The sequence below is a fragment of the Rhodoblastus acidophilus genome (genome assembly GCF_025961575.1).
Taxonomy (GTDB): domain Bacteria; phylum Pseudomonadota; class Alphaproteobacteria; order Rhizobiales; family Beijerinckiaceae; genus Rhodoblastus; species Rhodoblastus acidophilus_C.
Genome location: NZ_JAOQNX010000002.1, coordinates 79,393 through 101,250 on the forward strand (window position 1 = coordinate 79,393; position 21,858 = coordinate 101,250).

22 protein-coding genes and 1 tRNA gene are annotated in these 21,858 nt (G+C 59.2%); 12 read left to right on the forward strand and 11 right to left on the reverse strand.

Annotated features, from left to right (window positions below):
- Positions 1–32: 32 nt before the first annotated feature.
- Complete coding sequence (locus M2320_RS01575; protein ID WP_264595791.1) at positions 33–290, forward strand: hypothetical protein; 258 nt, start codon at positions 33–35, stop codon at positions 288–290.
- Positions 291–508: 218 nt separating this feature from the next.
- Here the strand turns inward: M2320_RS01575 and aspS are convergent, their stop codons facing one another.
- Complete coding sequence (gene aspS, locus M2320_RS01580) at positions 509–2,341, reverse strand: aspartate--tRNA ligase (protein ID WP_264595792.1); 1,833 nt, start codon at positions 2,339–2,341, stop codon at positions 509–511.
- A 154-nt stretch (positions 2,342–2,495) separates the two neighbouring features.
- Here aspS and M2320_RS01585 point away from each other — a divergent pair, with 154 nt between their 5' ends.
- Entirely contained in the window at positions 2,496–3,317 is an 822-nt protein-coding gene (locus M2320_RS01585) for a phosphatase PAP2 family protein (protein ID WP_264595793.1), read from the forward strand.
- On the opposite strand, the gene metC is transcribed toward M2320_RS01585, so the two are convergent.
- Genes metC through M2320_RS01600 form a run of 3 tightly spaced genes read right to left on the reverse strand, consistent with a single transcriptional unit; the run spans position 3,262 to position 5,113 of the window.
- Positions 3,262–4,458: a cystathionine beta-lyase gene (gene metC / locus M2320_RS01590; RefSeq protein WP_264595794.1), complete on the reverse strand. Its 1,197-nt coding sequence runs from the start codon at positions 4,456–4,458 to the stop codon at positions 3,262–3,264. The genes M2320_RS01585 and metC overlap by 56 nt on opposite strands.
- Before the next feature lie 53 nt (positions 4,459–4,511).
- A complete protein-coding gene (locus M2320_RS01595) occupies positions 4,512–4,886 on the reverse strand; it encodes a type II toxin-antitoxin system death-on-curing family toxin (protein ID WP_264595795.1) in 375 nt (124 codons plus the stop codon).
- Complete coding sequence (locus M2320_RS01600) at positions 4,883–5,113, reverse strand: hypothetical protein (protein WP_264595796.1); 231 nt, start codon at positions 5,111–5,113, stop codon at positions 4,883–4,885. The genes M2320_RS01595 and M2320_RS01600 overlap by 4 nt, the downstream gene beginning before the upstream one ends.
- Positions 5,114–5,445: 332 nt before the next feature.
- Here M2320_RS01600 and M2320_RS01605 point away from each other — a divergent pair, with 332 nt between their 5' ends.
- From M2320_RS01605 to M2320_RS01625, 5 genes are all read left to right on the forward strand, one after another.
- Complete coding sequence (locus M2320_RS01605) at positions 5,446–5,871, forward strand: CBS domain-containing protein (protein ID WP_264595797.1); 426 nt, start codon at positions 5,446–5,448, stop codon at positions 5,869–5,871.
- 81 nt (positions 5,872–5,952) lie between these two features.
- Positions 5,953–6,258, forward strand: coding sequence for an ETC complex I subunit (locus tag M2320_RS01610; RefSeq protein WP_184427400.1), 306 nt, complete (start codon positions 5,953–5,955; stop codon positions 6,256–6,258).
- 9 nt (positions 6,259–6,267) lie between these two features.
- Positions 6,268–6,344 (forward strand) — tRNA-Arg (locus M2320_RS01615).
- Positions 6,345–6,490: 146 nt separating this feature from the next.
- Positions 6,491–6,763, forward strand: a complete 273-nt coding sequence (locus tag M2320_RS01620) for a hypothetical protein (protein WP_264595798.1) — start codon at positions 6,491–6,493, stop codon at positions 6,761–6,763.
- A 340-nt stretch (positions 6,764–7,103) separates the two neighbouring features.
- Positions 7,104–7,409, forward strand: coding sequence for a hypothetical protein (locus M2320_RS01625; protein WP_264595799.1), 306 nt, complete (start codon positions 7,104–7,106; stop codon positions 7,407–7,409).
- Positions 7,410–7,498: 89 nt separating this feature from the next.
- Here M2320_RS01625 and M2320_RS01630 read toward each other — a convergent pair whose 3' ends face one another.
- Entirely contained in the window at positions 7,499–7,705 is a 207-nt protein-coding gene (locus tag M2320_RS01630) for a hypothetical protein (RefSeq protein ID WP_264595800.1), read from the reverse strand.
- 389 nt (positions 7,706–8,094) lie between these two features.
- Between M2320_RS01630 and M2320_RS01635 the strand changes: the two genes are divergently transcribed.
- Positions 8,095–8,325: a hypothetical protein gene (locus M2320_RS01635; protein ID WP_264595801.1), complete on the forward strand. Its 231-nt coding sequence runs from the start codon at positions 8,095–8,097 to the stop codon at positions 8,323–8,325.
- Between the two features lie 29 nt (positions 8,326–8,354).
- Here M2320_RS01635 and M2320_RS01640 read toward each other — a convergent pair whose 3' ends face one another.
- Genes M2320_RS01640 through M2320_RS01650 form a run of 3 tightly spaced genes read right to left on the reverse strand, consistent with a single transcriptional unit; the run spans position 8,355 to position 10,257 of the window.
- The gene (locus M2320_RS01640) at positions 8,355–9,122 is read right to left on the reverse strand and encodes an ImmA/IrrE family metallo-endopeptidase (protein ID WP_264595802.1); all 768 of its coding nucleotides are present in this window, start codon (positions 9,120–9,122) and stop codon (positions 8,355–8,357) included.
- Entirely contained in the window at positions 9,119–9,553 is a 435-nt protein-coding gene (locus tag M2320_RS01645; protein WP_264595803.1) for a hypothetical protein, read from the reverse strand. Before M2320_RS01645 ends, M2320_RS01640 begins: the two co-directional genes overlap by 4 nt.
- Positions 9,550–10,257: a sigma-70 family RNA polymerase sigma factor gene (locus M2320_RS01650; RefSeq protein WP_264595804.1), complete on the reverse strand. Its 708-nt coding sequence runs from the start codon at positions 10,255–10,257 to the stop codon at positions 9,550–9,552. Before M2320_RS01650 ends, M2320_RS01645 begins: the two co-directional genes overlap by 4 nt.
- Before the next feature lie 120 nt (positions 10,258–10,377).
- Here M2320_RS01650 and M2320_RS01655 point away from each other — a divergent pair, with 120 nt between their 5' ends.
- The 4 genes from M2320_RS01655 (at position 10,378) to M2320_RS01670 (ending at position 14,770) form a co-directional block, all read left to right on the forward strand.
- Positions 10,378–11,628: a nucleotidyltransferase domain-containing protein gene (locus M2320_RS01655; RefSeq protein ID WP_264595805.1), complete on the forward strand. Its 1,251-nt coding sequence runs from the start codon at positions 10,378–10,380 to the stop codon at positions 11,626–11,628.
- A gap of 158 nt (positions 11,629–11,786) precedes the next feature.
- Positions 11,787–12,107: a hypothetical protein gene (locus tag M2320_RS01660; protein WP_264595806.1), complete on the forward strand. Its 321-nt coding sequence runs from the start codon at positions 11,787–11,789 to the stop codon at positions 12,105–12,107.
- A gap of 5 nt (positions 12,108–12,112) precedes the next feature.
- Positions 12,113–13,141 (forward strand): CBASS cGAMP-activated phospholipase, encoded by a 1,029-nt coding sequence (locus tag M2320_RS01665; protein ID WP_319801404.1) that lies wholly within the window; start codon positions 12,113–12,115, stop codon positions 13,139–13,141.
- 63 nt (positions 13,142–13,204) lie between these two features.
- A complete protein-coding gene (locus M2320_RS01670) occupies positions 13,205–14,770 on the forward strand; it encodes a DUF2235 domain-containing protein (protein ID WP_264595808.1) in 1,566 nt (521 codons plus the stop codon).
- A gap of 604 nt (positions 14,771–15,374) precedes the next feature.
- Here M2320_RS01670 and M2320_RS01675 read toward each other — a convergent pair.
- The 3 genes from M2320_RS01675 to M2320_RS01685 are packed head-to-tail and all read right to left on the reverse strand — an operon-like array spanning position 15,375 to position 21,849.
- A complete protein-coding gene (locus M2320_RS01675) occupies positions 15,375–16,028 on the reverse strand; it encodes a DUF6338 family protein (RefSeq protein WP_264595809.1) in 654 nt (217 codons plus the stop codon).
- The gene (locus M2320_RS01680; protein ID WP_264595810.1) at positions 16,025–18,820 is read right to left on the reverse strand and encodes a phospholipase D-like domain-containing anti-phage protein; all 2,796 of its coding nucleotides are present in this window, start codon (positions 18,818–18,820) and stop codon (positions 16,025–16,027) included. Before M2320_RS01680 ends, M2320_RS01675 begins: the two co-directional genes overlap by 4 nt.
- Positions 18,820–21,849 (reverse strand): anti-phage-associated DUF1156 domain-containing protein, encoded by a 3,030-nt coding sequence (locus tag M2320_RS01685; RefSeq protein WP_264595811.1) that lies wholly within the window; start codon positions 21,847–21,849, stop codon positions 18,820–18,822. Before M2320_RS01685 ends, M2320_RS01680 begins: the two co-directional genes overlap by 1 nt.
- Positions 21,850–21,858 lie beyond the last annotated feature (9 nt).

Consider the following 21,858-nt stretch of genomic DNA (forward strand, 5'->3'; position numbering starts at 1 on the left):
AAGCTTCTGTTCAGGGTATCGAAAGCAGGGCCATGGCGATCCGCAACAAAACTCCGGGCGAACTGGCCGAACGGCTGGCGCGGCGCTTGAAGCCCGCCGGCGAACGGCGGCCGGCCGACGGCTGGCGGCGCGATTCCTTCACCCTGCCGCGCGAGATGGCGCGCGAAAAGGCCCGGGAGTTTTTCAACGATTTCCCGAAAGCCGCCTATATGACCGAGATCGAAAGCTGGCGCGAACTTTCGGACGGGCAGATCGAGTTTACGATGCGGCGGTTGCCCAGCGCGGATTGAGCGCGGGGACTGGATGGAACTGTCGGGCCCACAGATGCGCGAACATCCGACGATTCAAACACCATAATGTCGTCATGGCCGGGCTTGTCCCGGCCATCCACGCCGGCATGGAAGGCGGCGGGCCCGCCAGGAGCGCGGCGCGGTCCGTCCAATTCTACAGCGTCGAAGCGATGTCCCGGCGTGGATGCCCGGGACAAGCCCGGGCATGACGGCCGTTTTCAGGCCTTGGCGTCGATGTTCACCCGCATGTGCAGTTCGCGAAGCTGCTTGGGCGTCGCCGGTGACGGCGCGCCCATCAAAATGTCCTCGGCGCGCTGGTTCATCGGGAACAGCGCGACTTCGCGCAGATTCTGTTCGCCCGCCAGCAGCATGATGATGCGGTCTACGCCCGCCGCCATGCCGCCATGGGGCGGCGCGCCATACTGGAAGGCGCGGTACATGCCGCCGAACCGCTCCACCACCGTCTCCTCGCCATAGCCGGCGATTTCGAACGCCTTGACCATGGCCTCAGGGCGGTGGTTGCGGATGCCGCCCGAGGCGATCTCAAAACCATTGCAGGCGATGTCGTACTGGAACGCCTTGATCGTCAGCGGGTCCTGGGTGTTCAAGGCTTCCAGACCGCCTTGCGGCATCGAGAAGGGGTTGTGGCCGAAATCGACCTTCTTGTCTTCCTCATTGTACTCGTACATCGGGAAGTCGACGATCCAGGCCAGTTCGAACCGGTCCTTATCGACGAGATTGAGGTCTTCCGCGACTTTTGTGCGCGCGAGGCCGGCGAATTTCGCAAACTTTTCCGGATCGCCTGCGACGAAGAAGGCGGCGTCGCCGGCGTTGAGGCCGAGCTGGGTGCGGATCGCCTCGACGCGCTCCGGCCCAATGTTGTTGGCGAGCGGGCCGCGCCCGCCGACTCCCGTCGCGCCGGGGTTTTCCTTCTGCGTGGTCTCGTCCTTGGCGCGGTCGAAGAACAGGATGTAGCCGAGGCCCGGTTGGCCCTCCGACTGCGCCCAAGAGTTCATGCGATCCGCAAAAGTGCGCTGGCCGCCGGTCGGCGCCGGAATGGCCCAGACCTCGTTTTTCGCGGTTTCCAGCAGGCGGGCGAAAATCTTGAAGCCGGAGCCGCGGAAATGCTCTGAGACTTCCTGCATGATGATGGGGTTGCGGAGATCCGGCTTGTCGGAGCCGTATTTGCGCATGGCCTCGGCATAGGGAATGCGCGGCCAGTTTTTGGTGACCGGCTTGCCCTTGCCGAATTTCTCGAAAATGCCGGTGATGATCGGCTCCATCGCGGCGAAAACGTCGTCCTGCGTGACAAAACTCATTTCGAGGTCGAGCTGGTAGAACTCGCCGGGCAGACGGTCGGCGCGCGGGTCCTCGTCGCGGAAGCAGGGGGCGATCTGGAAATAGCGGTCGAAGCCCGCCATCATCAGCAGCTGCTTATATTGCTGCGGGGCCTGCGGAAGCGCGTAGAATTTGCCGGGGTGGATGCGCGAGGGGACGAGGAAGTCGCGGGCGCCTTCGGGGGAGGAGGCCGTCAGGATCGGCGTCTGGAATTCGTTGAAGCCGGCGCCCTTCATGCTGGTGCGCATGAAATCGACCACCTGGCCGCGCAGCATGATGTTGTTGTGGATTCGCTCGCGGCGCAGGTCCAGGAACCGATATTTCAGACGCGTCTCTTCCGGATAATCCTGGTCGCCGAACACCGGGAGCGGCAGTTCGCCGGCCGGGCCCAAAACCTCGACGTCGCGAACGTAAACCTCGATCTTGCCGGTCGCCAGTTCGTCATTGTCCGTGCTCTTGCCGTCCATGGTCGGGCGGCGGCGGACGTCGCCGTCGAGGCGCACCACCCATTCGGAGCGGAAGGCTTCGGCCGTTTTAAAACCGGGCGAATCCGGGTCGATGACGCATTGGGTGATTCCATAGTGGTCGCGCAGGTCGATGAACAGCACGCCGCCGAAGTCGCGGATGCGGTGGCACCAGCCGGAGAGGCGGGCTTTCTGGCCGATGTGCGTTTCGCGGAGTTCACCGCAAGTGTGTGTGCGATAGGCGTGCATGTCTTCCCGGCCTTGAAAGGAGTTTGGGGGCGTGCCTAGCCCAAAAAGCCCGCGGCGTGAAGGGGGCGGCTCGCGCTCAAACCGGCCTCGCTTGGCCTGTGGCGCGCGTTCCTTTATATCCAATCCTCCCATTCCCCGCGACCCAGGATGCTTTTTGCGCTCGTCTCCCGATCTCGCCGCGCAGTTTCGCGCCGACCTTCTCGATCTGCGCGCCCATTGGCGCCGCCGCGTTCCGCCGGCCGCCCCGCTCTGGCCGCGGGCGCTGGGCTTGACGGCCTTCGCGGTGTTGGCGATCGCCGCCGTCAGCGTGACCTTCGATGTGAGCGCGGCGCGCGGGGCCCGCGCCCTGCCCCGCGAGACCGTCGAGGTTTTTCGCGTCGTCACCCGTTTCGGCGAATCCAACTGGCTGTTCGCGCTGTCCATCCTGGCGCTCGCGGGCGCATTTTTCGCCCGCGCCAAAGCCGTGACCCGCTTTTCCCGGGCCACTTACGGGCTTGTGGCCGGGCAGGCGTTCTATGTCCTGACTGTGCTGACGGTTTCGGGGCTGGTTTCGCAGGCGATCAAGCATGTGATCGGGCGCGCCCGGCCGCCGCTGCTGGACAAGGTCGGCCCCTATTATTTCGAAATGTTCTCGACCACCGGGATCATGGCGAGCTTTCCCTCGGGGCACACGATCACCGCTTTCGCCACCACCGCCGCGCTCGGCTTCATCCAGCCACGCTGGACCGCGCCGCTGCTGCTGATCTTCGCGCTGCCGGTGCTGGCGTCAAGGATCATCGTCAGCTCGCATTATCCCAGCGACGTCTGCGCCGGCGCGCTGATCGGCTTCGCCAGCGCGCATCTGGTCGCGCTGGCTTTCGCGCGGCGGAACATCGTCTTCACCGTCGCGCCGGACTCGTTGTGGCCGAGGGCGCGGACGCTCAGAGCTCGCCGCCGCCGCGCAAGCGCGCAAAACCTTGTTCAAGATCGTCCTTGAGGTCCTCAATGTCCTCAAAACCGACGGAAAAGCGCAGCGCCGGGCCTTCCGGCGCCCAGACGCTGGCGGCGCGATAGCTGGAGCAATCGAAGGGGATGACCAGGCTTTCGAAGCCGCCCCAGCTGTAGCCCAGGCCGAACAATTCCAGGCCGTCGAGCATGGCGGCGACCGCCTGTTCCGACGCCGGCTTCAAAATCACCGAGAACAGGCCGGTTGATCCTAGGAAATCGCGTTTCCAGATGGCGTGCCCTGGAAAACTTTCGAGCGCGGGATGCAGGACGCGCGAGACTTCCGGGCGGGTTTCGAGCCAGCGGGCGAGCTCCAGGCCCTGCCGCTCCGCTTCGCGCAGGCGCAATTCCATGGTGCGCAAGCCGCGCAGCGCCAGCCAGGCGTCCTCCGGCCCGGCGCAATTGGAAAATTGCTGAAAGGTCGTGCGCAGGCGCTTCGCCCATTTCGCATTGGCGGAGACGAGGCCCAGCAGCAGGTCGGAATGGCCGGACAGATATTTGGTGCCGGCGTCGGCGGAGAGATCGACGCCGCGCTCATGGGCCGGGAAGAACAAAGGCGTCGCCCAGGTGTTGTCCATGATCACGCAGGCGTCGCGTTCATGCGCGATGGCCGCAATGGCCGGAATGTCCTGCATCTCGAAGCTTTGCGAGCCCGGCGCCTCGACCAGCACGGCCCGGGTGTTCGGCTTGAACAGTTTTGCAATGTCCGCGCCCACCAGCGGATCATAAAAAGTGGTCTCGATGCCCATGCGGGTCAAAAATTGTTCGCAAAAACTGCGGGTCGGGCCATAGGCGGAGTCGGTGACCAGCACATGGTCGCCGCTCGACAGCGCGGTCAGCAGGGCGAGGCAGCAGGCGGCGAGGCCGGACGGCGCGAGCACCGTGTCGGCGGCGCCGGAAATCTCGCTCCAGGCCTTTTCCAGCGCTTCCGTGGTCGGGGTGCCGTAGGTGCCGTAGCGAAAGCGGCAGCCGGCGCGGGAGTCCAGCGTGGCCGTGTCGGGAAACAGCACGGTGGAGCCGCGATAGATCGGGGTGTTGACGAAGCCGAACTGGTCCTCCGGCGCGCGTCCCGCATAAACCAGTTTTGTGCGCGCGCGCATGGCCTTGCGCGACTCCGGCGTGGATTTGGACATGGGATTCCCTTTCGCGCGAAGAGTGGCGGGGCGAAAGGGGGCGCGTCAAGAGCTCAGGCGCTGGAAGTATTTTCGTTCAGCCAAGCTCGGAGCGGTTCGAAGGCAAAATTGCCGGCGCGATAAAGGCCGAGGACAAATGCCTCCGTTTCAGCGGCGCTGGCGGTGAGCTTGGCGCCATTGATGACGAGAAAAGTGTACATGACGGCGAAGGCGGTGCGTTTGTTGCCATCGACGAAGGGATGGTTTTGCGAGAGACTTTCCCAAAGCGCGGCTGCCTCTTCAACAAGCCCTACGTAATATCCGGTCTGCGGCCGGAACAAGGCGCCTTCGAGAAGGCCCAAGTCTCGCACGCCCGTCGCGCCGCCATAGCGGGCGATTTGATCCTCGTGAATCGCCAAGACTTCGACGAGGGTCGGAAAATCCCTCACTCGGCCAGCTTCTTGTAGAGCGGCGCGAATTCCTCGTGGCTGGCCTGATAGGCGGCCATCACGTGAGCGCGCGGACGTTCCCGCCTGCGCTTTTCAACGAGATCGGACAGGGCTTCGTCAAACAGCGCCTGAAGCTGACGCCCTTCGGCGCTGGCAATTTCCCGGACCGAACGAAGGATCTCGGAATCGACCTGCACGGCAAGGTCTTCGCGGCTTTGAACGGCCATAACGCCTCCTGATCGAAAGCAAAACATATAAGGATTCAAGAGACCACATCAAGGAAGCCAAGCCAGCCCTAACAGGCTGCTGAAAAACCCGTGGCCCGCCCCCGCCCTTCGAGACGCCCGCCAAGGCGGGCTCCTCAGGTTGAGGGCTACTTGCATAAAGGAATCCCTCATGGTGAGGAGGCTGCGCAGCAGCCGTCTCGAACCATGGCCATGAGAACGGGACTTTTTCAGCAGCCTGCTAAAGCCACGTTTTTTGATGCCGCGCTCGAACGCACTGAAATCTTTGGCGTTTTTTCTCGGGGCGCGCCGCGCCCGCAACCTGGAGAGAAATGATGCAAGTCAGCAGCTGCATGAGCGAGGACGTGCTGGTGTGCGCGCCCAATCACAGCATCCGCGAGGCCGCCAAGGCGATGAAGGACATTGACGCCGGCCTGCTGCCGGTTGGCGAGAACAACCGGCTGGTCGGCATGATCACCGATCGCGACATCGCCGTGCGCGCCGTGGCCGACGGCAAGGACTGCGAAACGCCGGTGCGCGAGGTCATGACTTCCGATGTCCAATATTGTTTCGAGGATGAAGAGCTTGCCGAGGCCGCCGCCAAAATGGGCGCGTTGCAGCTGCGGCGGCTGCCGGTGCTGAACCGCGACAAACGTCTGGTGGGCATTGTCTCGCTGGGCGATATCGCCCGGATCGAGGGCGAGAGCGCGCAGCAGGCGCTGGAGCGGGTGACGACAGCCGGCGCGCGCCGCCAGAGCTGAGCCTCGCCTTGCTTTGTCCGGCGGAGTCCCCTATGGAAGTTGCATAATCCGTCGCCCGACGGGCAAGTTTCGAGGACTCCGATGACGGCTCGCATCTTCCGCCCCGCGAAAACCGCCACGCAATCCGGACTGGGAAAAACCCGCTGCTGGCGGCTGGAATATGTTCCGGAAACGCCGCGCAGCATCGAACCGCTGATGGGCTGGACCTCCTCCTCCGACATGAAGAGCCAGATCAAGCTGACCTTCGAGACCAAGGAAGAGGCGGTCGCCTATGCGCAGCGCAACGGCATCGCTTATCGAGTGGAGGAGCCGAAGGAGGCGAAGCGCCGCATCGTCTCCTATTCCGACAATTTCAAGACCAATCGCCTGACGCCCTGGACGCATTGAGCGCGATTCGGCCCCGTAGCTCAGCTGGATAGAGCAACCGCCTTCTAAGCGGTAGGTCACAGGTTCGAATCCTGTCGGGGTCGCCAAATCTTTGTTTTTTGTCGGTTCTCACTCAGACTGACTCTGATTCTCGCATTTTGACTCCTTTTCTCGATTTCGCTGACTCCTCATGTCAGGCGAGAGAATTTTTGATAATTTTGCAATGGCTTAGGTGATTCTCGAAGAGCAATTCATGGACCGTGTACGGATCAGTCCGTCAGCATATGGAACACGTGGCGAAGTCGTTGCCGTCGAAGATGGTCGGGTCGTTTGGACGGGGCCGATCTCGGCGCTGAAAGAGGCCGGAAGCTTCGACTCTCTTTTCTGTCATGACGATGACGAAGCGCCGCTGAACGATCTCATGCGCGGCGGTGACGATGGCAGTAAGCAAATCAGCCGCTTAAGCGTGGAAATCAAGCCGACGAGGCGAACCAAGGTATCACCGCGTTCGCTCAAAGGACCATGACGAAACCGCGCGGTGCAGCGCAGCGCCAGTTTCAGGGGGTTTTTACTGGTCTGGCTTAGACTTGGCGATCATCGATCAGATTTGACGCCCAATTATGCCGCCTGCTCCCCCTCCGCCTCCGCGAGTTCTTTCTGTTGCGCCGTCTAAGCTTGAGCCGTTTCCGCCCTATCGGCAGTTCCCTTTGACGTGCAGACTGTTCAATCTGCGCTGCAACAGCGAAGGCAACGTGAGAAAACGCGTTTTCAAGAATGAGATCATGTGTGACCTAATTCTGCACTCGTTCTCATTGCCCAAAACAAACAAACGATCAGAAGTTGCCCCATACATTTCTAAGATTTACATGTCTGAAAAATACGAACGCACTTCATTGATTCGAAATCATTACGATGAAATCGCTCATTTGGCTGAAAAGCATCTTTCATGGCTACGCGTTGCGGAAATTTTCCGGCTATCTGGCCTCGCCCGGAACCACGCCGATTTGGGCAGGAAGTTGGCTGATTTTGCCGCCATTACCAAAACGGAAGCGCCGAGCGAATCGATATTGAACTTCATCCGGAAATGGACGGAGAGACCGTTAGATGAAGTTTTTGGTCGCACCGCCGATATCGTGATGGTCGAGTTCTATAAAAACCATCCCAACCTCTAGCGTCTCCCCAGCCGGGCGACGACGACCGATACTAAGTTGCCAGCGTGCGTTACCGCTTCGCCACATGGGGATACTCGGCCCCTTCTTCCCTAATCCGAAGCCATCTTAAAAGGATACAGCCTACCGCGAACGTAGCCGCGCGAAACCGTTGCCTCGCAGTCCAGCGCAAGCTGGGTCAAATCGTGCAACAGCGCTCGGATTGCCGCTCTGGGATCCCCGCCAAACTCAGCGATGACCTTGTCGATGTCCTCGTCCGTCGCGTCGGCGACGGATGGCTGCTCAGACGCGCCCGACATGATTCCGCTCCACCCATGACGGAACATAAATAGAACACCCGATCCAACCTGGAGTCAATCTTCGCGCGTCGCCGCGTTGACAGGCGACCTTTCCTGCCCGTAGCGTTCGTCTATGGCAACGATCCGCGAAACGATGCGACTTATCTGACCGGTCTCCCCGGAGGCCGGTGCGCAGCCATTTTTCTTTCGCCATCGGAAAAATCATGAATCCTGAAGCAGCAAACGCGAGATTGCAGACCAATTCACCCGTCAGGCCGGTCGGGTTCACCAGCGCCAAGGACTCCGTGAATCGGTATACTGGATCGCGCGTGATCGGGCGCAGGAATTCGTGGCACCGCTGCGCGCGCCCGCTCCCCCGACACAGCCACCCGGCCTCTTGAGGGCGTGCGATGATCTGGCTTGGAGACGATCCCACTGTCGCCAAGATGATGGGCGCCGGCGTCGAGAGCGTCAAAGCCTTCTGCCTCTGCTGCGGCCATCTGTGGTCGGCACCGATCACGTTCCTGCCGTCCGCGACCACTTTGTCGAAGGTCACGGCCCTCATGGCTTGTCCCGCGTGCAACGGGAGGCGGGTTGAAGCGGAGTTGGTGTCGTTCGCCAAACGCAGGCCGGAGCATTAAGACGATTAAGACGAGTGGGTTGAGGTCGCCTACCCCAATCCGTTTTCGGGAATAGTTAGTATCGTCAGGACTTCGGCACCCGGCAGCATCACGGACTGCTCCTGCACTTCGTAATCGCCGGCACCCCGGAAGTCGAACCAAGCATCTGCGGGCATTTTCCGTGGCCACGCCTCCGGCGAGGCTCCATCGAAAAGCATTCGTCCGGCGAAAGTCTCACGATCAAGAGTGCGGTGAAGCCTCCACCAACTGGGCACCATTTTTGCTGGTCTGGACCAGCTGTAACCTGATCTCCTGTAACACGCCAATATGATCGGAAGACGATTCAGTTCGACGCATTTTATTAATGTTGCCGTCAAGCTGACGTTAAATTCAGCGGCGATCTCCGCAGCCTCTTGAATCCTAAATCTTTTGAGCTTGGCGAAAATTGGCCTGAACATGTAGGTAGGCAAGACAAGGTCGGAAGCGAACCCGTCAGCTTGTCGCTCTGGATTAAGGGGGCCGGGTTTGGTTTCCTCGACCTCGTCGGAACTGCAATACAGGACCTTGCCTCGATGGTGGTGCCAATGACCGAGTTCATGGGCAAGTGAAAAGCGCTGGCGCGTCTCGCAACTGTTACTGTTCACCAGAATGACGGCTCGCTTCGACGAGCCGGCAATCATTGCTTCGCAGTTGTCGAGTGGCTGGTACTTTACAAAGGCACCACGGCTTGCGGCTATGGCCTCAAGATCGATCTCGCAGGGATGCCGAATTCCAAGTCCATACAGAATCCGCTCCGCCGGAGTCAGGGCGTCGGTCATTCTGTTCCATCCTCTGCCTCAAGCTTTTCTAAGTCGGCCAGCGCAGCAAGAAGCGCATCCTCGTCCCGAGACGACAGTCCTTTGCCCTTCCTTGCTGCAAGCATCATCGGGTTCTCCGAGGCGCGCTCATTCATTACCTTCAACTTGGCCTTTGCCCTGTCCCGGTCGAATGGGATCGCCGCCGCTCCGCTTGCTCCCTTGCGAAATGCTGCCGCAGCCGCTTTGGCGTCGGCAAACCGCGCCTTCGCACACATCGCTTCAGCCTCAATAATCATTTTATCGGCTAGGGCAACATAGGCATCAAAATCCTCACCGGCCTCCTTCAAGTCCTCCCGGAATTCGTCCGTCGGCGCCGCGATTACGCTTTCAATGAGAGCATCTTCCAACTGCCGCAGTTCATCGCGTGACGATATCTTCTTTGAGACGCTCATTGTTTCCACCCATAAGGATAGAGCTTCAGCATCCGACGCCTGATCTTCTTGTGCAGGTAATCAATACGAGCCTGATCCACTCCAACGAATTCGCGCAATTCCTTACCGCGCAACCCTCCAGACAGGCCGAGTATGAGCATTTGGCATTGATCATCGCCTTGAAAATGACCTGCAATGATCTCGACCGTGTCCTTATCTTCCGGTCGCTCTTTTTCTAGAAGGTGCTGCTCCGGATCGAGAGAACGGGAAACGAGGGCACTAGGTTCAATAACCGCTGGCACTTGGCTCATGCGATCTTCATCCAAGACCACCATCTTCTTCTGGTGCTCCCGATCATGCGACGCAATGCTGCGCATGGTTTCAATCATAAACGCGATGAATGGGACATCGCGCGGGCAGCGCCGTTTTCCCAAGATTGTGCGACAGACGGATTCCCGGAACAGTTCGCCACGCTGTCGTCCTGTCCCTGCAAGGAACCGCGCCTCCATCGCCATCAGCTTTCCCTTTTCGTCCGCAGAGAGCGAACGGATTGCCGCGTGAGCCTCTTCGGCGTCGAGGAAGTCAACCTCGTCATCCGTTTGACCGACCTCGTCCGCGTCGCTTGTCGAGACCATGCCTGTCTTGGCCTCCCTTCCAATATGCCCGCAAAATTTTCTTTTCGGACATGCTGGCTCGGTGTCCGAAAGCCAGGTCTTAACCGGCATGGTTAAGCAGGATGCCAGCTGACGCACGAAAATCAACCGGGTTCAGCTGCGACTTCGTGCTCCGAGCGCGAGGAAGGCGAGGCGTCCGAAGACGAACGTCACCGACCTTGGAGTACCAAATTGAACCGACTGAAAATTCCGCAAGAAGAAGACCCCTTCCTCAACCCTCTGGACACCATCTTGGCGGACATCGCCGTCAACGTGCAGCTGCCGCCGGGACTGCACGACAAGGCGACGGAGCGCTACGAAGCGGTCCGCAATTACGCGGAACGGGATGGAAGTCCCCTGAAGGGACGGATTCTTCGATTCTATCCACAGGGATCGATGGCGATAGACGCCACGATTTCCACTCGTGGCACCGACGATGAATACGACATCGACATCGTCGCAGAGCTGGACATCGACCATCTGTCCGATCCGCACGCGACCATCGGCGAACTCACCGACGCATTGAAGGGGTATCCGACGAGCAAGGACGTCGAGCGCCAAACCCGCTGCGTGACCGTGCGTTACGCCGACGGGATGCACCTCGACGTCACGCCCGCTGCGCGGCTGCCGTACAGCAGGGAAAGGGAGAGTCATATCTTCCACGCGCACCCGAAGAAGCCGTCCGAGCATTCGCTGGTTCCCATGAACGCCTACGGCTTCGTGGAATGGTATCGCGAGCGCACGCCCCTTGAGGATCGCTTCGCCAAGGCTTTTAACCGCCGCCTACTTGAAGCCTACGGCATGATCATCAAGGCCGACGCCGAAGTGGACGAGGTGCCTGACCAAACGCCGCTTTACGTCAAGAACACTGCCACGGTTGCACTCCAATTGCTCAAGCGATTCCGCAACGTGGTCTACGCCTCGGCGGACTGCCGCATCCCCCCATCCGTGATGATGTCTTGCATTGCCGGCCATGCCGCCGCGCCGAACACCTCGTTGACCGACATGGTGATCAAGCAGGCGCGTATGTTGGCCAAGGAGATTTGGGCAGCCAGCGCAAAGCGGGAAAAACTCAGCATCGTGAACCCGGTATTTCCGCGGGACTGCTTCACGGACCGCTGGCCGGAAAACATCGCGCAGCAGAACGACTTCGCTGCCGCGCTGAAGAATCTCTCCGACGGCCTTGAAATCCTCAGGAAGCAAGGCGCCGACTTGGAGGAACTGCAAGAATGGCTTCGCGAACGCTTTGGCAGCCATGTGGTGTCGCGCTCGGTGAAGCAGTTCAATGAAAGGATGGGCGGCGCGGTCAGAACTTCGGCGCAGAGCTACTCCGGCAGAGGAGGTCTCTTCGTTCCCAGCGCCCCCGCGTTGGTTGGGATCGGTGTGGCTGCCTCACCCGCTGCGGCGAAGCCGCACACGTTCATGGGCGGGCGCCGCCGGTGATGGGTATGCCCTCCATAGAGGACCAGATTCGCGCAATGCGGGAATCTTGGCCATCGTTCGAAGTGACACGGATCGACGAAAGGACCGCTGTCTGGCGCGGCACGTTACGCCCGCTCCTCGCGACCCATCACGTCCGAATCCAGTACCGGGCCCCCTTGGTGATCGAGCGCATCGATCCCATGGAGCAGCAGCCGCAGGTTCGGGTGATCCGCCCGTTGCTCAAGAAGATGACGAGCAGCGAAGGAGCGCTGCCCCACGTGTACTGGGACGACCCGGATTTTCCGATGCTTTGCCTTTTCGATCCCGATGCAGGGCAATGGTCCCCGTGCGAGCTGATTTCGAAGACAACGGTGCTTTGGACCCTTGATTGGCTGGCCTGTTACGAAGGCTGGCGCGCAACGGGTGAATGGACCGGCGGCGGACGCCACGTCGACGCCAATGACATAGACGCCAATGACATAAAGGACTCCCAGCCTTGAATTACGTGCCTCCCCGCCGTTCAGATGGAACGATTCAACATCGCCGCAAGATGCAGCCGTGGCCGAAAGACCGACCTTTTCGAATTCTTTCGATCGACGGCGGCGGCATCTGCGGCCTGCTTCCCGCCTCGATTCTCGCCGAACTTGAACGGCGGTTCTTGGGGGGCGAGTCGATCTCGCATCACTTTGACCTTGTGGCCGGAACCTCTACCGGCGGCCTCATCGCCTTGGGCCTTGGCGCCGGTATGACGGGTGATCAGCTCCGCCATTTCTATGTCACCCGCGGCCCCTTCATTTTCCCGGCGAGCAAGGGCGTTGCGGGCGCGGTGCGCGGCTTTTGGAAGTGGGGAAAACAAAAGGTTCGCACGGCTTACGACGTGAAGCCGCTGGAAACCGAACTAATGGAGGTCTTCGGCCAGCGTTTCTTTGGGGATTCGAAACTTCGCCTTTGCGTTCCTTCTTTCGAGGGCCGCCACGGCGAGCCATGGATATTCAAGACTCCCCACCATCCGGACTACAAGAACGACCGCAACGAACGAATGTTTACGGTTGGCAGGGCGACATCCGCTGCCCCCACCTACTTCAGGCCCCTCGACGCATTCGGCTATCGGATGGTCGATGGCGGCCTATGGGCCAACAATCCGGTGATGATCGGCCTTGTCGACGCCTTGGCCTGCTTCGAAATCGACCGGGAACAAGTGCAAATTCTCACGCTCGGCTGCGGCGAGACCTCTTTCCAGGTGAGCGACTCTCAGGCGACCGGCGGCGAGTTGCAATGGCGAAACGCAATTCGTGGCGCCATGCGCGCCCAATCTCACAACGCGCTGGGTCAGGCCTTTCTTCTGGTTGGGAAAGACAGCGTTGTGCGCCTTGACGCCCCCGAAACGCCTAACCCCATCGCGATGGACGACGTCGATCGTGCGCTTGCCGAACTCCCCAATATGGCGCGTTCGCTCGTCGAAGGTGCCGGCCACCGGATCAACGAACTCTTTCTCCACGACAAGGTCGCACCCTATCAGCCGATTCCAATGTGAGCCGCCAAATCCAATAGGTCCAGCCGGCACAGCCGGAAGTATCACCACCACAGGAATACGGAAATGCCCAAGAACATCGTGGTCTTCTCCGACGGAACGGGACAGGACGGCGGCGTCCGCCCTGAACAGCGCTTGAGCAACGTCTATAAGCTATATCGCGCCTGCCGCGTCGGGTCGCAAAACAACATCGACCCCAGCCAGCAGGTGGCTTTCTACGATGCCGGCCTCGGCACGGATGTCGGCGCCACAGCCATGTCGGCGCCGGTTCGTTTCGTGGAGAAGTTGCTAGGCTCCGTCATCGGGCGTGGCATCACGAAGAACATTGCCGATTGCTATGAATTCATAATCACCCACTATCAGTCGGGCGACCGGATTCACCTCATCGGCTTCAGCCGCGGCGCCTACACGGTTCGATGCCTAGCCAACCTGATCATGCTTTGCGGGGTCCCGACGAAGACTCCCGCAGGCCAGTTACCGCTTCTCCGCTCGGACATCCGCGACATTGCCAAGGAGGCCGTGGAAACGGTCTTTGAGCATGGCGCGGGCCATCCGCGAGCGAAATTCGAGGCCGAGCGCTTCGAACTCGCCCGCCGCTTCCGAGAGAGGTACGGCTCCAACCATGAAGATGGCGAGGACGGTCGCTCCAACGTGGCGCCGCATTTCATCGGCGTGTTCGACACCGTCGCAGCTCTGGGGGCAAGCGGAACACGATGGTTGCTGATCGTCGTTGGTCTTGCGCTCGGCGCCGCCGTCGGCGCCTCTCTGGTTGCAGCGATCCCGGCGGCGGTGATCGCGGAGCTGCTTCATCTCACGGTCGGTTGGCCGTTTTGGAACTGCGCGCTTTCTATCGTGGCCTTGGCCGTCGCAATAGCCAGTGGCAGCCTCGTCTATAGCCACCTGAGATCAAGCCTGAAGATCATCCGCGACTTCCCTAACAAGGGAGATTTGCGTTGGCATTTCGCGGGTTGGAAGGGCAAGAACTTCGACCGGCTCCTGAGCAAGTATGTATGCTATGCAAGGGCAGCCAACGCGATCGACGAGAAGAGGGCCGATTTCGACCGCGTCGGGTGGGGCGGCGTTCAAGACGATGCTCCGATGTCCGTGGACGGCCACACCCGGCTTGTGCAGATGTGGTTCGCGGGCAACCACTCGGACGTGGGGGGCAGCTATGACGACACCGAATCGCGGCTTTCCGACATCTCGCTTGAGTGGATGGTTCAGCAGGCCACGCGAGTGCCCGGTGGCCTGATCGTCGCGGGACAGAAAGCGCCCGGCGACACCAGCGACATCCCCAATCTGCGGCTATTCCCCGCTGCCGATGGCATGCAGCACTGCGAAGTTGCCGCGATGCAGGACACGATCGCAGGACGCTTGCCGAAATGGTTGCTGAAGATTTGGACGCCACCAACGTGGGCTGTAAAGGTGCGCGAAATCAAGCACGACGCTCCGGTTCATCCATCAGTGAAGGAGCGCTTCAAGCTCGCGTCCGTTGTCAATGCCGCCGGATCGGGGCCGTATCGTCCAAAAGCGCTGGAAAACCACGACGATTTCAAAAACTATTACGGCGGCGATACCGTGTCATCGGCGGTTCCGTCAGAAAGCGCGCCGTTGAAGGAGGGCGTTCCCTGACAGCCGAGTTGCATGTGAGTCAGGGCTGGATCGACAACATGGGAACTTCACATATCCGTTTGTAACTAAAATCTATCGAGCGGAGTGGAAACTCCGACAAGAAGAGGTGGAATAGAAACGCTTGCGAGAGGAATGGGAGCCGCTAAGCGCAGTTTCTTCGCGGCCAGCGGACTTTTGAGGTTCTGAACGGGACTGAACGTGTCATTTCGATTTCGGCGCCGCTGATGGCTTGACGGTTCCGGTTCCTGATGGCGCGCTTGGGCGCATCGGAGCTGGTGGAGCAGGTCGCTCAACAATTTTTGAGGGTGCCTTTACTCCACCCCTCTTGCCAACCTGACCAATTTTTCCGTAGCCCTCCGCACGGATCATGTTTTCGTCGACCAAGACGCATCCCTCCCAATGCTATGATGACCCAATTACTTTTTCGGTGACGCTGGACGTGACGAGCCAGATGTCGAAGAGCTAGATGCCGGCTTCATTGGGGCGGGAGGAGGCGGTCGCACGGCTATCCGCGTGGGAGCGTTAACGCCTCCCTTGTTTACGTATCCCTCGCTGACTGGTTTAACCTTGCTAAATCCGTCCATCGCCATTTTGTTGTCGTCGCTCATTGCGGCGTCTCCGTCTTCACAGTTCCGGCCTCGACGTAGGGAAATTCAATGTGAGCGCTTTCGGGCGCGCAGGCAACATATAGGCGGGGACTCTTATAAACTTCTTCTCCATCGAAATTGTAGACGATCACATCCAGAAGCACCAATTCCCTGAGCTTGTCAGTCTCCGAAAACATATTGACGAAACCGGCATAGACAAGCTCATGCTCGAAATCTCGGAAATGGACGAATTCAGTTTCGATGTCGTTCGAGTTGAACGTGAAGTCCCAAACGTCTTCATCGCCGTATTTTTTCGTTGCCCGGATTTTTTGAAGAAGCTGTGTCAACAATTTATGTCTCTGTACATAAAGCCATAAAATCGAAAGCACGAAACCTATTATAAGCGCGTACCCGACTTCCGCAAGAATATCACTCTCTATTATTTCATCTGTCGCCGCCGTTTTGAAGTTTGCAATCTTAAATGGTACGTTGAATGCGCGGAACAACGCAAACTCAGCAACGTATGTCACAACGCCAAATAGGAAGGCATTGATGATAAACTCAAGGTCAGATGGCTTTTGCTTGGCGGCGTACCTTGCATCGATTCGTGCCCAGATGATGCCGGGCAAAAAGATCACCGCTAGCTGAAGAATTAAGAGGTCGATTTTCATTGCGTCGTACTGGCGGTTGGTTGCCGCTCTCCCCATCCCAATGACAACCGCTTCGTTACGTCGGCGCGAGCCAGCACGCGTTCGCAAAGCTCCCAGCGCTGATCGTCCGATGTCGCCCCAGCGCGGTATCGGAGGTCGAAGGCGTTGGCTTGCTTCTTCTTTTCCGTGAATTCCTTGAGCTTTGCGTCAAGCCTCTCGATGTCCTCGATCCAGTCGTCTTCGATCACGTCGGGGAGCGTGCCGAAGATATCGAAGCGCTCGCGCATCCGCTCGGACAGGGTCTCGTAGACCTTCTCGTCGATTGTCCCGTGATAGACGAGGTTCAACATGTCCACGCGCTCACGCCGCTGGCCGAAGCGCTTTATCCGGCCAATGCGCTGTTCGAGGCGCGAGGGGTTCCACGGCAGGTCGATGTTGATCAGGGTGCCAAGCGTTTGCAGGTTCAAGCCTTCGCACGCCGCGTCTGTGGCGACGACAAGCCTGATCCGGCGTTCGCGCACAGCCTTCTTGATGTGGTCGCGCTCGATGCTCTTCCATTCCCCATCTAGGAAGAGGCCGGACCGGCCCGCGCCGGCGTAAACGGCGACGGTTTCGCCCCCAAGATGCTTGGTGAGGCGCTCCGCGACCCAGTAAGCGGTGTCGTAATACTGGCTGAAGATGATGCAACCGAGGTCAAGCCAGCCCCTTTCGGTCAGGAAGTAGAGAACCGCTTCCAGCTTCGGATCACTTGGCTTCGGACCAAGACTGTCAAAGATTGTCTGGAGGTGCCTCCGCTCCTCGTCGATGATCTCGCCGACATCGAGTTCGAGGTCGTCTTCCTGAAGATCGACTTCCTCGAACTGGTCGAGCTTCCGGCCTTCCAGCAACTTCCTGACCGTAGCCAGCCCGGCTGCCACGCTTGAACACAATCTTTGCCTGACGAGTCCCTTCAGGAGACCCGCTGATTTCTGTCGCTTGCCATATGCCTTCGTGAATTTTTCAGCCGCCTCATAGGCGATATCGAAATCGCCGTTCGTCCTCAGACCGAGACCGTCGAACAGATAGGGCAGCGGTTGCCCTTTCATGGGGTGGACATCGACCGCGATGGGGGAAATCAGTCCCTCCTCTTCAAGGGTCGATCTTCGGCGAAGCACCACGTGCCGCAGGACGGGGTTATTCCTCTGGAAGAAGGTCAGTCCGTTTGCCGAGGAAAGAACATCGTCCTCGAACTGGAGGCGAACAAAATCATCCTCGTCGGGGATTTGGCTGAAAGGAACGCTGGTCACAAACTGGTCGTCGGGAAGCGACAGGGCGGTGCGAACGTGACCGAAAATAACGTCCTTCTCCTTAGAGGGCGCGATGGGATTGCGGAACCATGTCCACGCGTCGCGCTCATCGGTAACGCTGACTTGGCCGGTGATCAGCGGCACGGCCTTGGATTGGTCGCGCCAACTGCTCGACCAGTCGCCTAGAACAAAATCGACTCCATTGTTCAAGGCCTCCAACAGGTCCCATAAGTCGGCCACATCTGTTTGAATCGGAGTCGCCGTGCCGAGCAACATATGGCGGGTGCGGCTGGCGACGCCATTCAGGAATGTGAGAAGGTTGTTTGGCTTCCGCGCCTCCTGTCCAAGAACCTTGCCACCTCTGGCTCTGTGCGCCTCGTCAAGAATAACGAGACCATAAGTCTTTGATAGCAGCCTCTTTCGTTCCTCGGTCATCCTGAAGATCAGGCCGGTGGACACGATCGCAATCTGGCGAGGACACTTCGTGATGCCTTCGGCGCCAACGGAGGGAAGTGGGAGTTCGTCAGGATCGAGCTGCCATGCCTTGTCGCTGGACAACCATACGGCGGACGGGATGTTCAGCTTGTCCTTCAGCTCCATTTGCCATTGCGTGGTCAGCGTGGCCGGGCAGAGGATGAGAACGGGGCCGTCGCCCAGCAGCGATGACACCAACGCACTGCCCGCCAGAGAAAGCGTTTTGCCGACGCCAACCTCGTCGGCGAGCAGCAAGCGCACCGCGCCGTAAACATCCCGGTGTTGGAGGAAAAGGCCGACGAACGCTCTCTGCCAAGGCATGAGTTGCTCGCCACCACGATACAGGTCGCTTTCGACAAGGGCAGCCGGAGCCACGTCTTCCGGCTTCAACTCCTCCATCTGAACTTCGACGCGACGCGCGCTGCGCCCGATCTCGTCGATGATCGCGTCCGGCAATGGCTTGCCGATCGCCCATAGGTATTCGAACTCAGCCTCGACCCACGCTACGCCGTCGGCGGAGGAATCCTCCCAGACGAGTTCGTAGTTCTGGCTCCAACCCTCCCGCGTCTCATTTAGGCTTCCCATGAACGCCGACGCCGATCCGTCAGATCGGCGGATGACGCCAGCCTTCCCGTGGAGAAACGGGGCGTCGGCGCGCGAGACCACCCGCACCTCCACGTTGCCCCGCTTCAGGATTTCATAGAGTCGCCGGTAGCGCGGGCGCCGAAGGAAGCTCTCGACCGAGTCGTTGATGTCGTTCCAGCGCTCCTTGAGCAACTGCTCGCGAACGTGCTTGGCGACGTTGATGTCTCCGGGATCAAGGTCGGCATTGCAGACGACCCGCACCCTGCCTATCGATTCGATTTCCTCGTTGACGAGGTCGAAGATCGAAGACCTGAAATAGCCGGCGATGCGGAGGTATTCGGATGCCCCGGCGAGCCGATCCTTCAGGTAGACGTGCGACAAGCGGCCAAGGCGCGAGGAGAAACGGCTTAGCCTTCCTCCGCCTTCAAGGCCCGTACCTGGCTGCACGGCGCCGTTGGCGGCGGACATCAGCCGAAGCGCTCGTTACGGATCAGGCCGTGGAGGATGCTCGCTGCGCGAGCTTCCTCTTCGTCGGTCTTGCCCCTTTTCGAGGCAAGATAGCGGGCGATAGCCATCAAGTGCTCGCGCTCCTCGAAATAGTTCGGGACCAGATCACGCAAATGCGACAGAACCTCATCGCCCTCGACGTTTCGCTCGATCTCAAAAATCGCGTAAAGGGCCGCCCGAGTTCTTGAAGAACCGAATTCGCTACCTTCGAACCCGGCTTTGCCGAATTCCTTGGCATTCTTCAGCCGTGCGCTGTTCGGGTCAAGGTCACCCATCAGGCCTTCGTATTTCGCGGCGCGGAACGCCCGCGCGAAATTCTGATAATTATCGAGCTGTCGGAGGCCAGTCTCCTCAATGTCAAGCATCTTAAGGTAAAAGCGCTCGGAGCCGGTCAGCGTCTCCCATACGTTAGATTGCATGCCGTCGGGGACCATATGCTCGTTGGCGACCTGTACCGCAAATTCGATGATTTCATTGACTGTGTTCTTCTCTCCCTTGGCACGGGGTCGAAGAGCCTCGCTAGTCATGTCGGTCCCGTCGATCACCGAATAGCGGGTCAGCACACGCAACGCAGCAGCGTAGCCCGCCATCTGCAAATCGGAGTCCTCGAAGAGATTCTCGATCCTGCCGTGTCCCTTTAGCGTCTGATTAAGCCCGGTCATCGTCTCAATTTGGTCCGAGACCTCGACCTTCACCTCCTGCACGATTTCGTCTTTAAACCCCACTTCTCCGGCCTTGCGCTTCCGCAAGACCAGCGTGACGGTGCCCTGAACGTAGCCACCCTTTTTGGTGCCAGACGTGACCTCGGTCGAAACGTACCATGCGGAAATGACTTGCAGGCCTGCACCCCAAAAGATTCCTGCCATTTCGGCCCACACCGAAGCATCGGTGTGGGTGAACATGACGATTTGCAAGCCATTGTCAGGCATGTTGTCGGCCATCGCCTTATAGGCGGCGATCATCGCATGCTTGAAGCCCTCTCCATCGCCCTTGATTGCAAGCGGACGACGTGAATCCCATACCCAGTTTGAGAAGGGGCCGGGCGGGTTCTTCCTCAACCAAGCAATGAAGAATTCCGTAATTTCATGGTAATTCACCGCATCGGCGTAAGGCGGGTCTGTGATGTAGATATCTGCACTGCGGGAAACCTGATGCGCCGGCTGGGTTTCAACAACTGAATCACCAAAAACTTGAGCCGATTTGTAGTAGTTAGCTTCAGGACGAACCATTAGGAACGAGCGACATCCGAAATTAAAGAACGTATTCAAGGCTTGATTGTAGAAAACATGCTTAACGGTGTCTGCGGATGGGGCCCTTCCCTCGCGACCAGGCGTTCCCGGAAGCCACTGAGATAGACGTGCGGAATTATGCGCAACAAAGGTTCGATCAAAGGATAAACAGGCGCGGATGGTTTCGTCATCCGTCTTGACAATTTCCTGAGAAATCAAGGCGGCAATCAAAAGCTGCCTTGGCGTGAATAGGTGATGCCAGTGCGTCCAACCACGCTCTCGTAGGAGCCTTGTTGTTTCCTTTCCGGCTTCAATTTCCATGTTGGGAACGTGGCCGGCGTCCTGCCACTCCTGCAAATGCATTTTAACATATTCGATTACGTCGGCTTCACGTTTGATATCCGCTTCTGTCGGCGTGGCGAAATAGGTTTCTTGTCGCCCTTTGTCGAGAGTCTCGCGGGTAATCCATTGGATGCAATAGAGCCGCTCGCCCAAGATGTCGTCCGAACGGGGGACTACATCGTTTTTGCTCCACTTTCGAAGGTCGTTTCCAGTCTCGCCCGAAGCACGTCGCCCATCTTTTCGAATGGTAGCGATCGGTGTCCGATAGGTCTCGCCATCCAAAACGTAGGTCAACGCCTTGTTCTGAACCGTGCCCTTCTTTGCAGCCTCAAGCTCTTCTGGAGTTGCGCCTGAAATCACCTCTATGTCGATGCGCTTTTCATCATGATTGGGAACGAGTCTCGCAATCGTCCGCCGAATCTTGCTGATGACGAGCGAGGTCAGAAGCGGAACCGTCCAGCCGGTGATCGGGCATTTCGTTTCAACGCAGTAGAGATACGCCTTTGCGCGATTGCCTTCTTCGTCGTGTTCTACACCGAGTTCCGAGATTCGACGGTCAACGGCATCGACAACCCTTTCTTGCTCTGCCTCCAATTGTTTTTTGAACCGCTCGCCGCCACCGATGAGGTTGAGCGCGCCCCACGTCAGCATACAGGCGATCGGGTTGAGGTCGGATGCATAGACATCGCAGCCTACCCTCGCCGCCTCGAACGGGATCGAGCCGGCGCCGGAGAAGGTATCTGCGACCACCGGACGGTGGCCAAAGCGCATGATCCCTAACTGTTCCACCAGTTGCGTGTGCGACCGCGCCGAAGTACCGAGGTGGTCGTTCACGTCGTCCCAAATTTGGTCGTATGCAGAATTCGGGAGTTCTTCGGGGCGCAAGCATTTCCCGACCTTGTCGAGATATGACCAGCGCGAGTAGGCAGAAAGACGCAGGCGGTCTTGGTCCTCTTTCGAGCCGCAGTTCCAAGTAAGCGAGTTGGTCTTCAAGGCGACGATCGCGTCGTCGGTCGTCGGCTCGTCGATGCGACGAACGCCGAAATACCTCAGCAAATCGCCTTGCTCAAGCTCTCCAGCCTCTATGGCGAGACGAGCTATCTCGGACGGCTTCAGCTTATTTTCGCGGGCGAGGAACGCCCTGTCATCGATGGCCATCAGCTTCTCGAAAACGTCGAGATCGCGTTCGGGGTCATCGGTGGCTGGCAAGAGCGCGCCAAGCACGCACGCCCGGACGTAGACCAGACGCTTGCGTCCCTTCCAATAGGAACCCAAGGGCGTAAGCGTCTGGGCGCCATGCGCGTCAAATTCACGCTTGGTCTCGACAGAGATTTTCTGCGCCGGCCAAATCCGTTCGATCAATGAAGGGGCATTTTTGAGCGAAAACGGCTCAATCTTATTTGGCGCCATGGCGTCCATTTCCTAAAA

Excerpts from the sequence above, each read along its gene's own strand:
- M2320_RS01635 (WP_264595801.1), top strand. The coding sequence starts at position 8,095 with ATGATCTGGCTTGGAGACGATCCCACTGTCGCCAAGATGATGGGCGCC.
- M2320_RS01600 (WP_264595796.1), bottom strand. The coding sequence starts at position 5,113 with ATGGCCGTTCAAAGCCGCGAAGACCTTGCCGTGCAGGTCGATTCCGAG.
- M2320_RS01625 (WP_264595799.1), top strand. The coding sequence starts at position 7,104 with ATGTCTGAAAAATACGAACGCACTTCATTGATTCGAAATCATTACGAT.
- M2320_RS01620 (WP_264595798.1), top strand. The coding sequence starts at position 6,491 with ATGGACCGTGTACGGATCAGTCCGTCAGCATATGGAACACGTGGCGAA.
- M2320_RS01575 (WP_264595791.1), top strand. The coding sequence starts at position 33 with ATGGCGATCCGCAACAAAACTCCGGGCGAACTGGCCGAACGGCTGGCG.
- M2320_RS01680 (WP_264595810.1), bottom strand. The coding sequence starts at position 18,820 with ATGTCCGCCGCCAACGGCGCCGTGCAGCCAGGTACGGGCCTTGAAGGC.
- M2320_RS01605 (WP_264595797.1), top strand. The coding sequence starts at position 5,446 with ATGCAAGTCAGCAGCTGCATGAGCGAGGACGTGCTGGTGTGCGCGCCC.
- M2320_RS01670 (WP_264595808.1), top strand. The coding sequence starts at position 13,205 with ATGCCCAAGAACATCGTGGTCTTCTCCGACGGAACGGGACAGGACGGC.
- M2320_RS01650 (WP_264595804.1), bottom strand. The coding sequence starts at position 10,257 with ATGCCGGTTAAGACCTGGCTTTCGGACACCGAGCCAGCATGTCCGAAA.
- M2320_RS01675 (WP_264595809.1), bottom strand. The coding sequence starts at position 16,028 with ATGAAAATCGACCTCTTAATTCTTCAGCTAGCGGTGATCTTTTTGCCC.
- M2320_RS01640 (WP_264595802.1), bottom strand. The coding sequence starts at position 9,122 with ATGACCGACGCCCTGACTCCGGCGGAGCGGATTCTGTATGGACTTGGA.
- metC (WP_264595794.1), bottom strand. The coding sequence starts at position 4,458 with ATGTCCAAATCCACGCCGGAGTCGCGCAAGGCCATGCGCGCGCGCACA.
- M2320_RS01685 (WP_264595811.1), bottom strand. The coding sequence starts at position 21,849 with ATGGACGCCATGGCGCCAAATAAGATTGAGCCGTTTTCGCTCAAAAAT.
- M2320_RS01645 (WP_264595803.1), bottom strand. The coding sequence starts at position 9,553 with ATGAGCGTCTCAAAGAAGATATCGTCACGCGATGAACTGCGGCAGTTG.
- M2320_RS01610 (WP_184427400.1), top strand. The coding sequence starts at position 5,953 with ATGACGGCTCGCATCTTCCGCCCCGCGAAAACCGCCACGCAATCCGGA.
- M2320_RS01630 (WP_264595800.1), bottom strand. The coding sequence starts at position 7,705 with ATGTCGGGCGCGTCTGAGCAGCCATCCGTCGCCGACGCGACGGACGAG.
- aspS (WP_264595792.1), bottom strand. The coding sequence starts at position 2,341 with ATGCACGCCTATCGCACACACACTTGCGGTGAACTCCGCGAAACGCAC.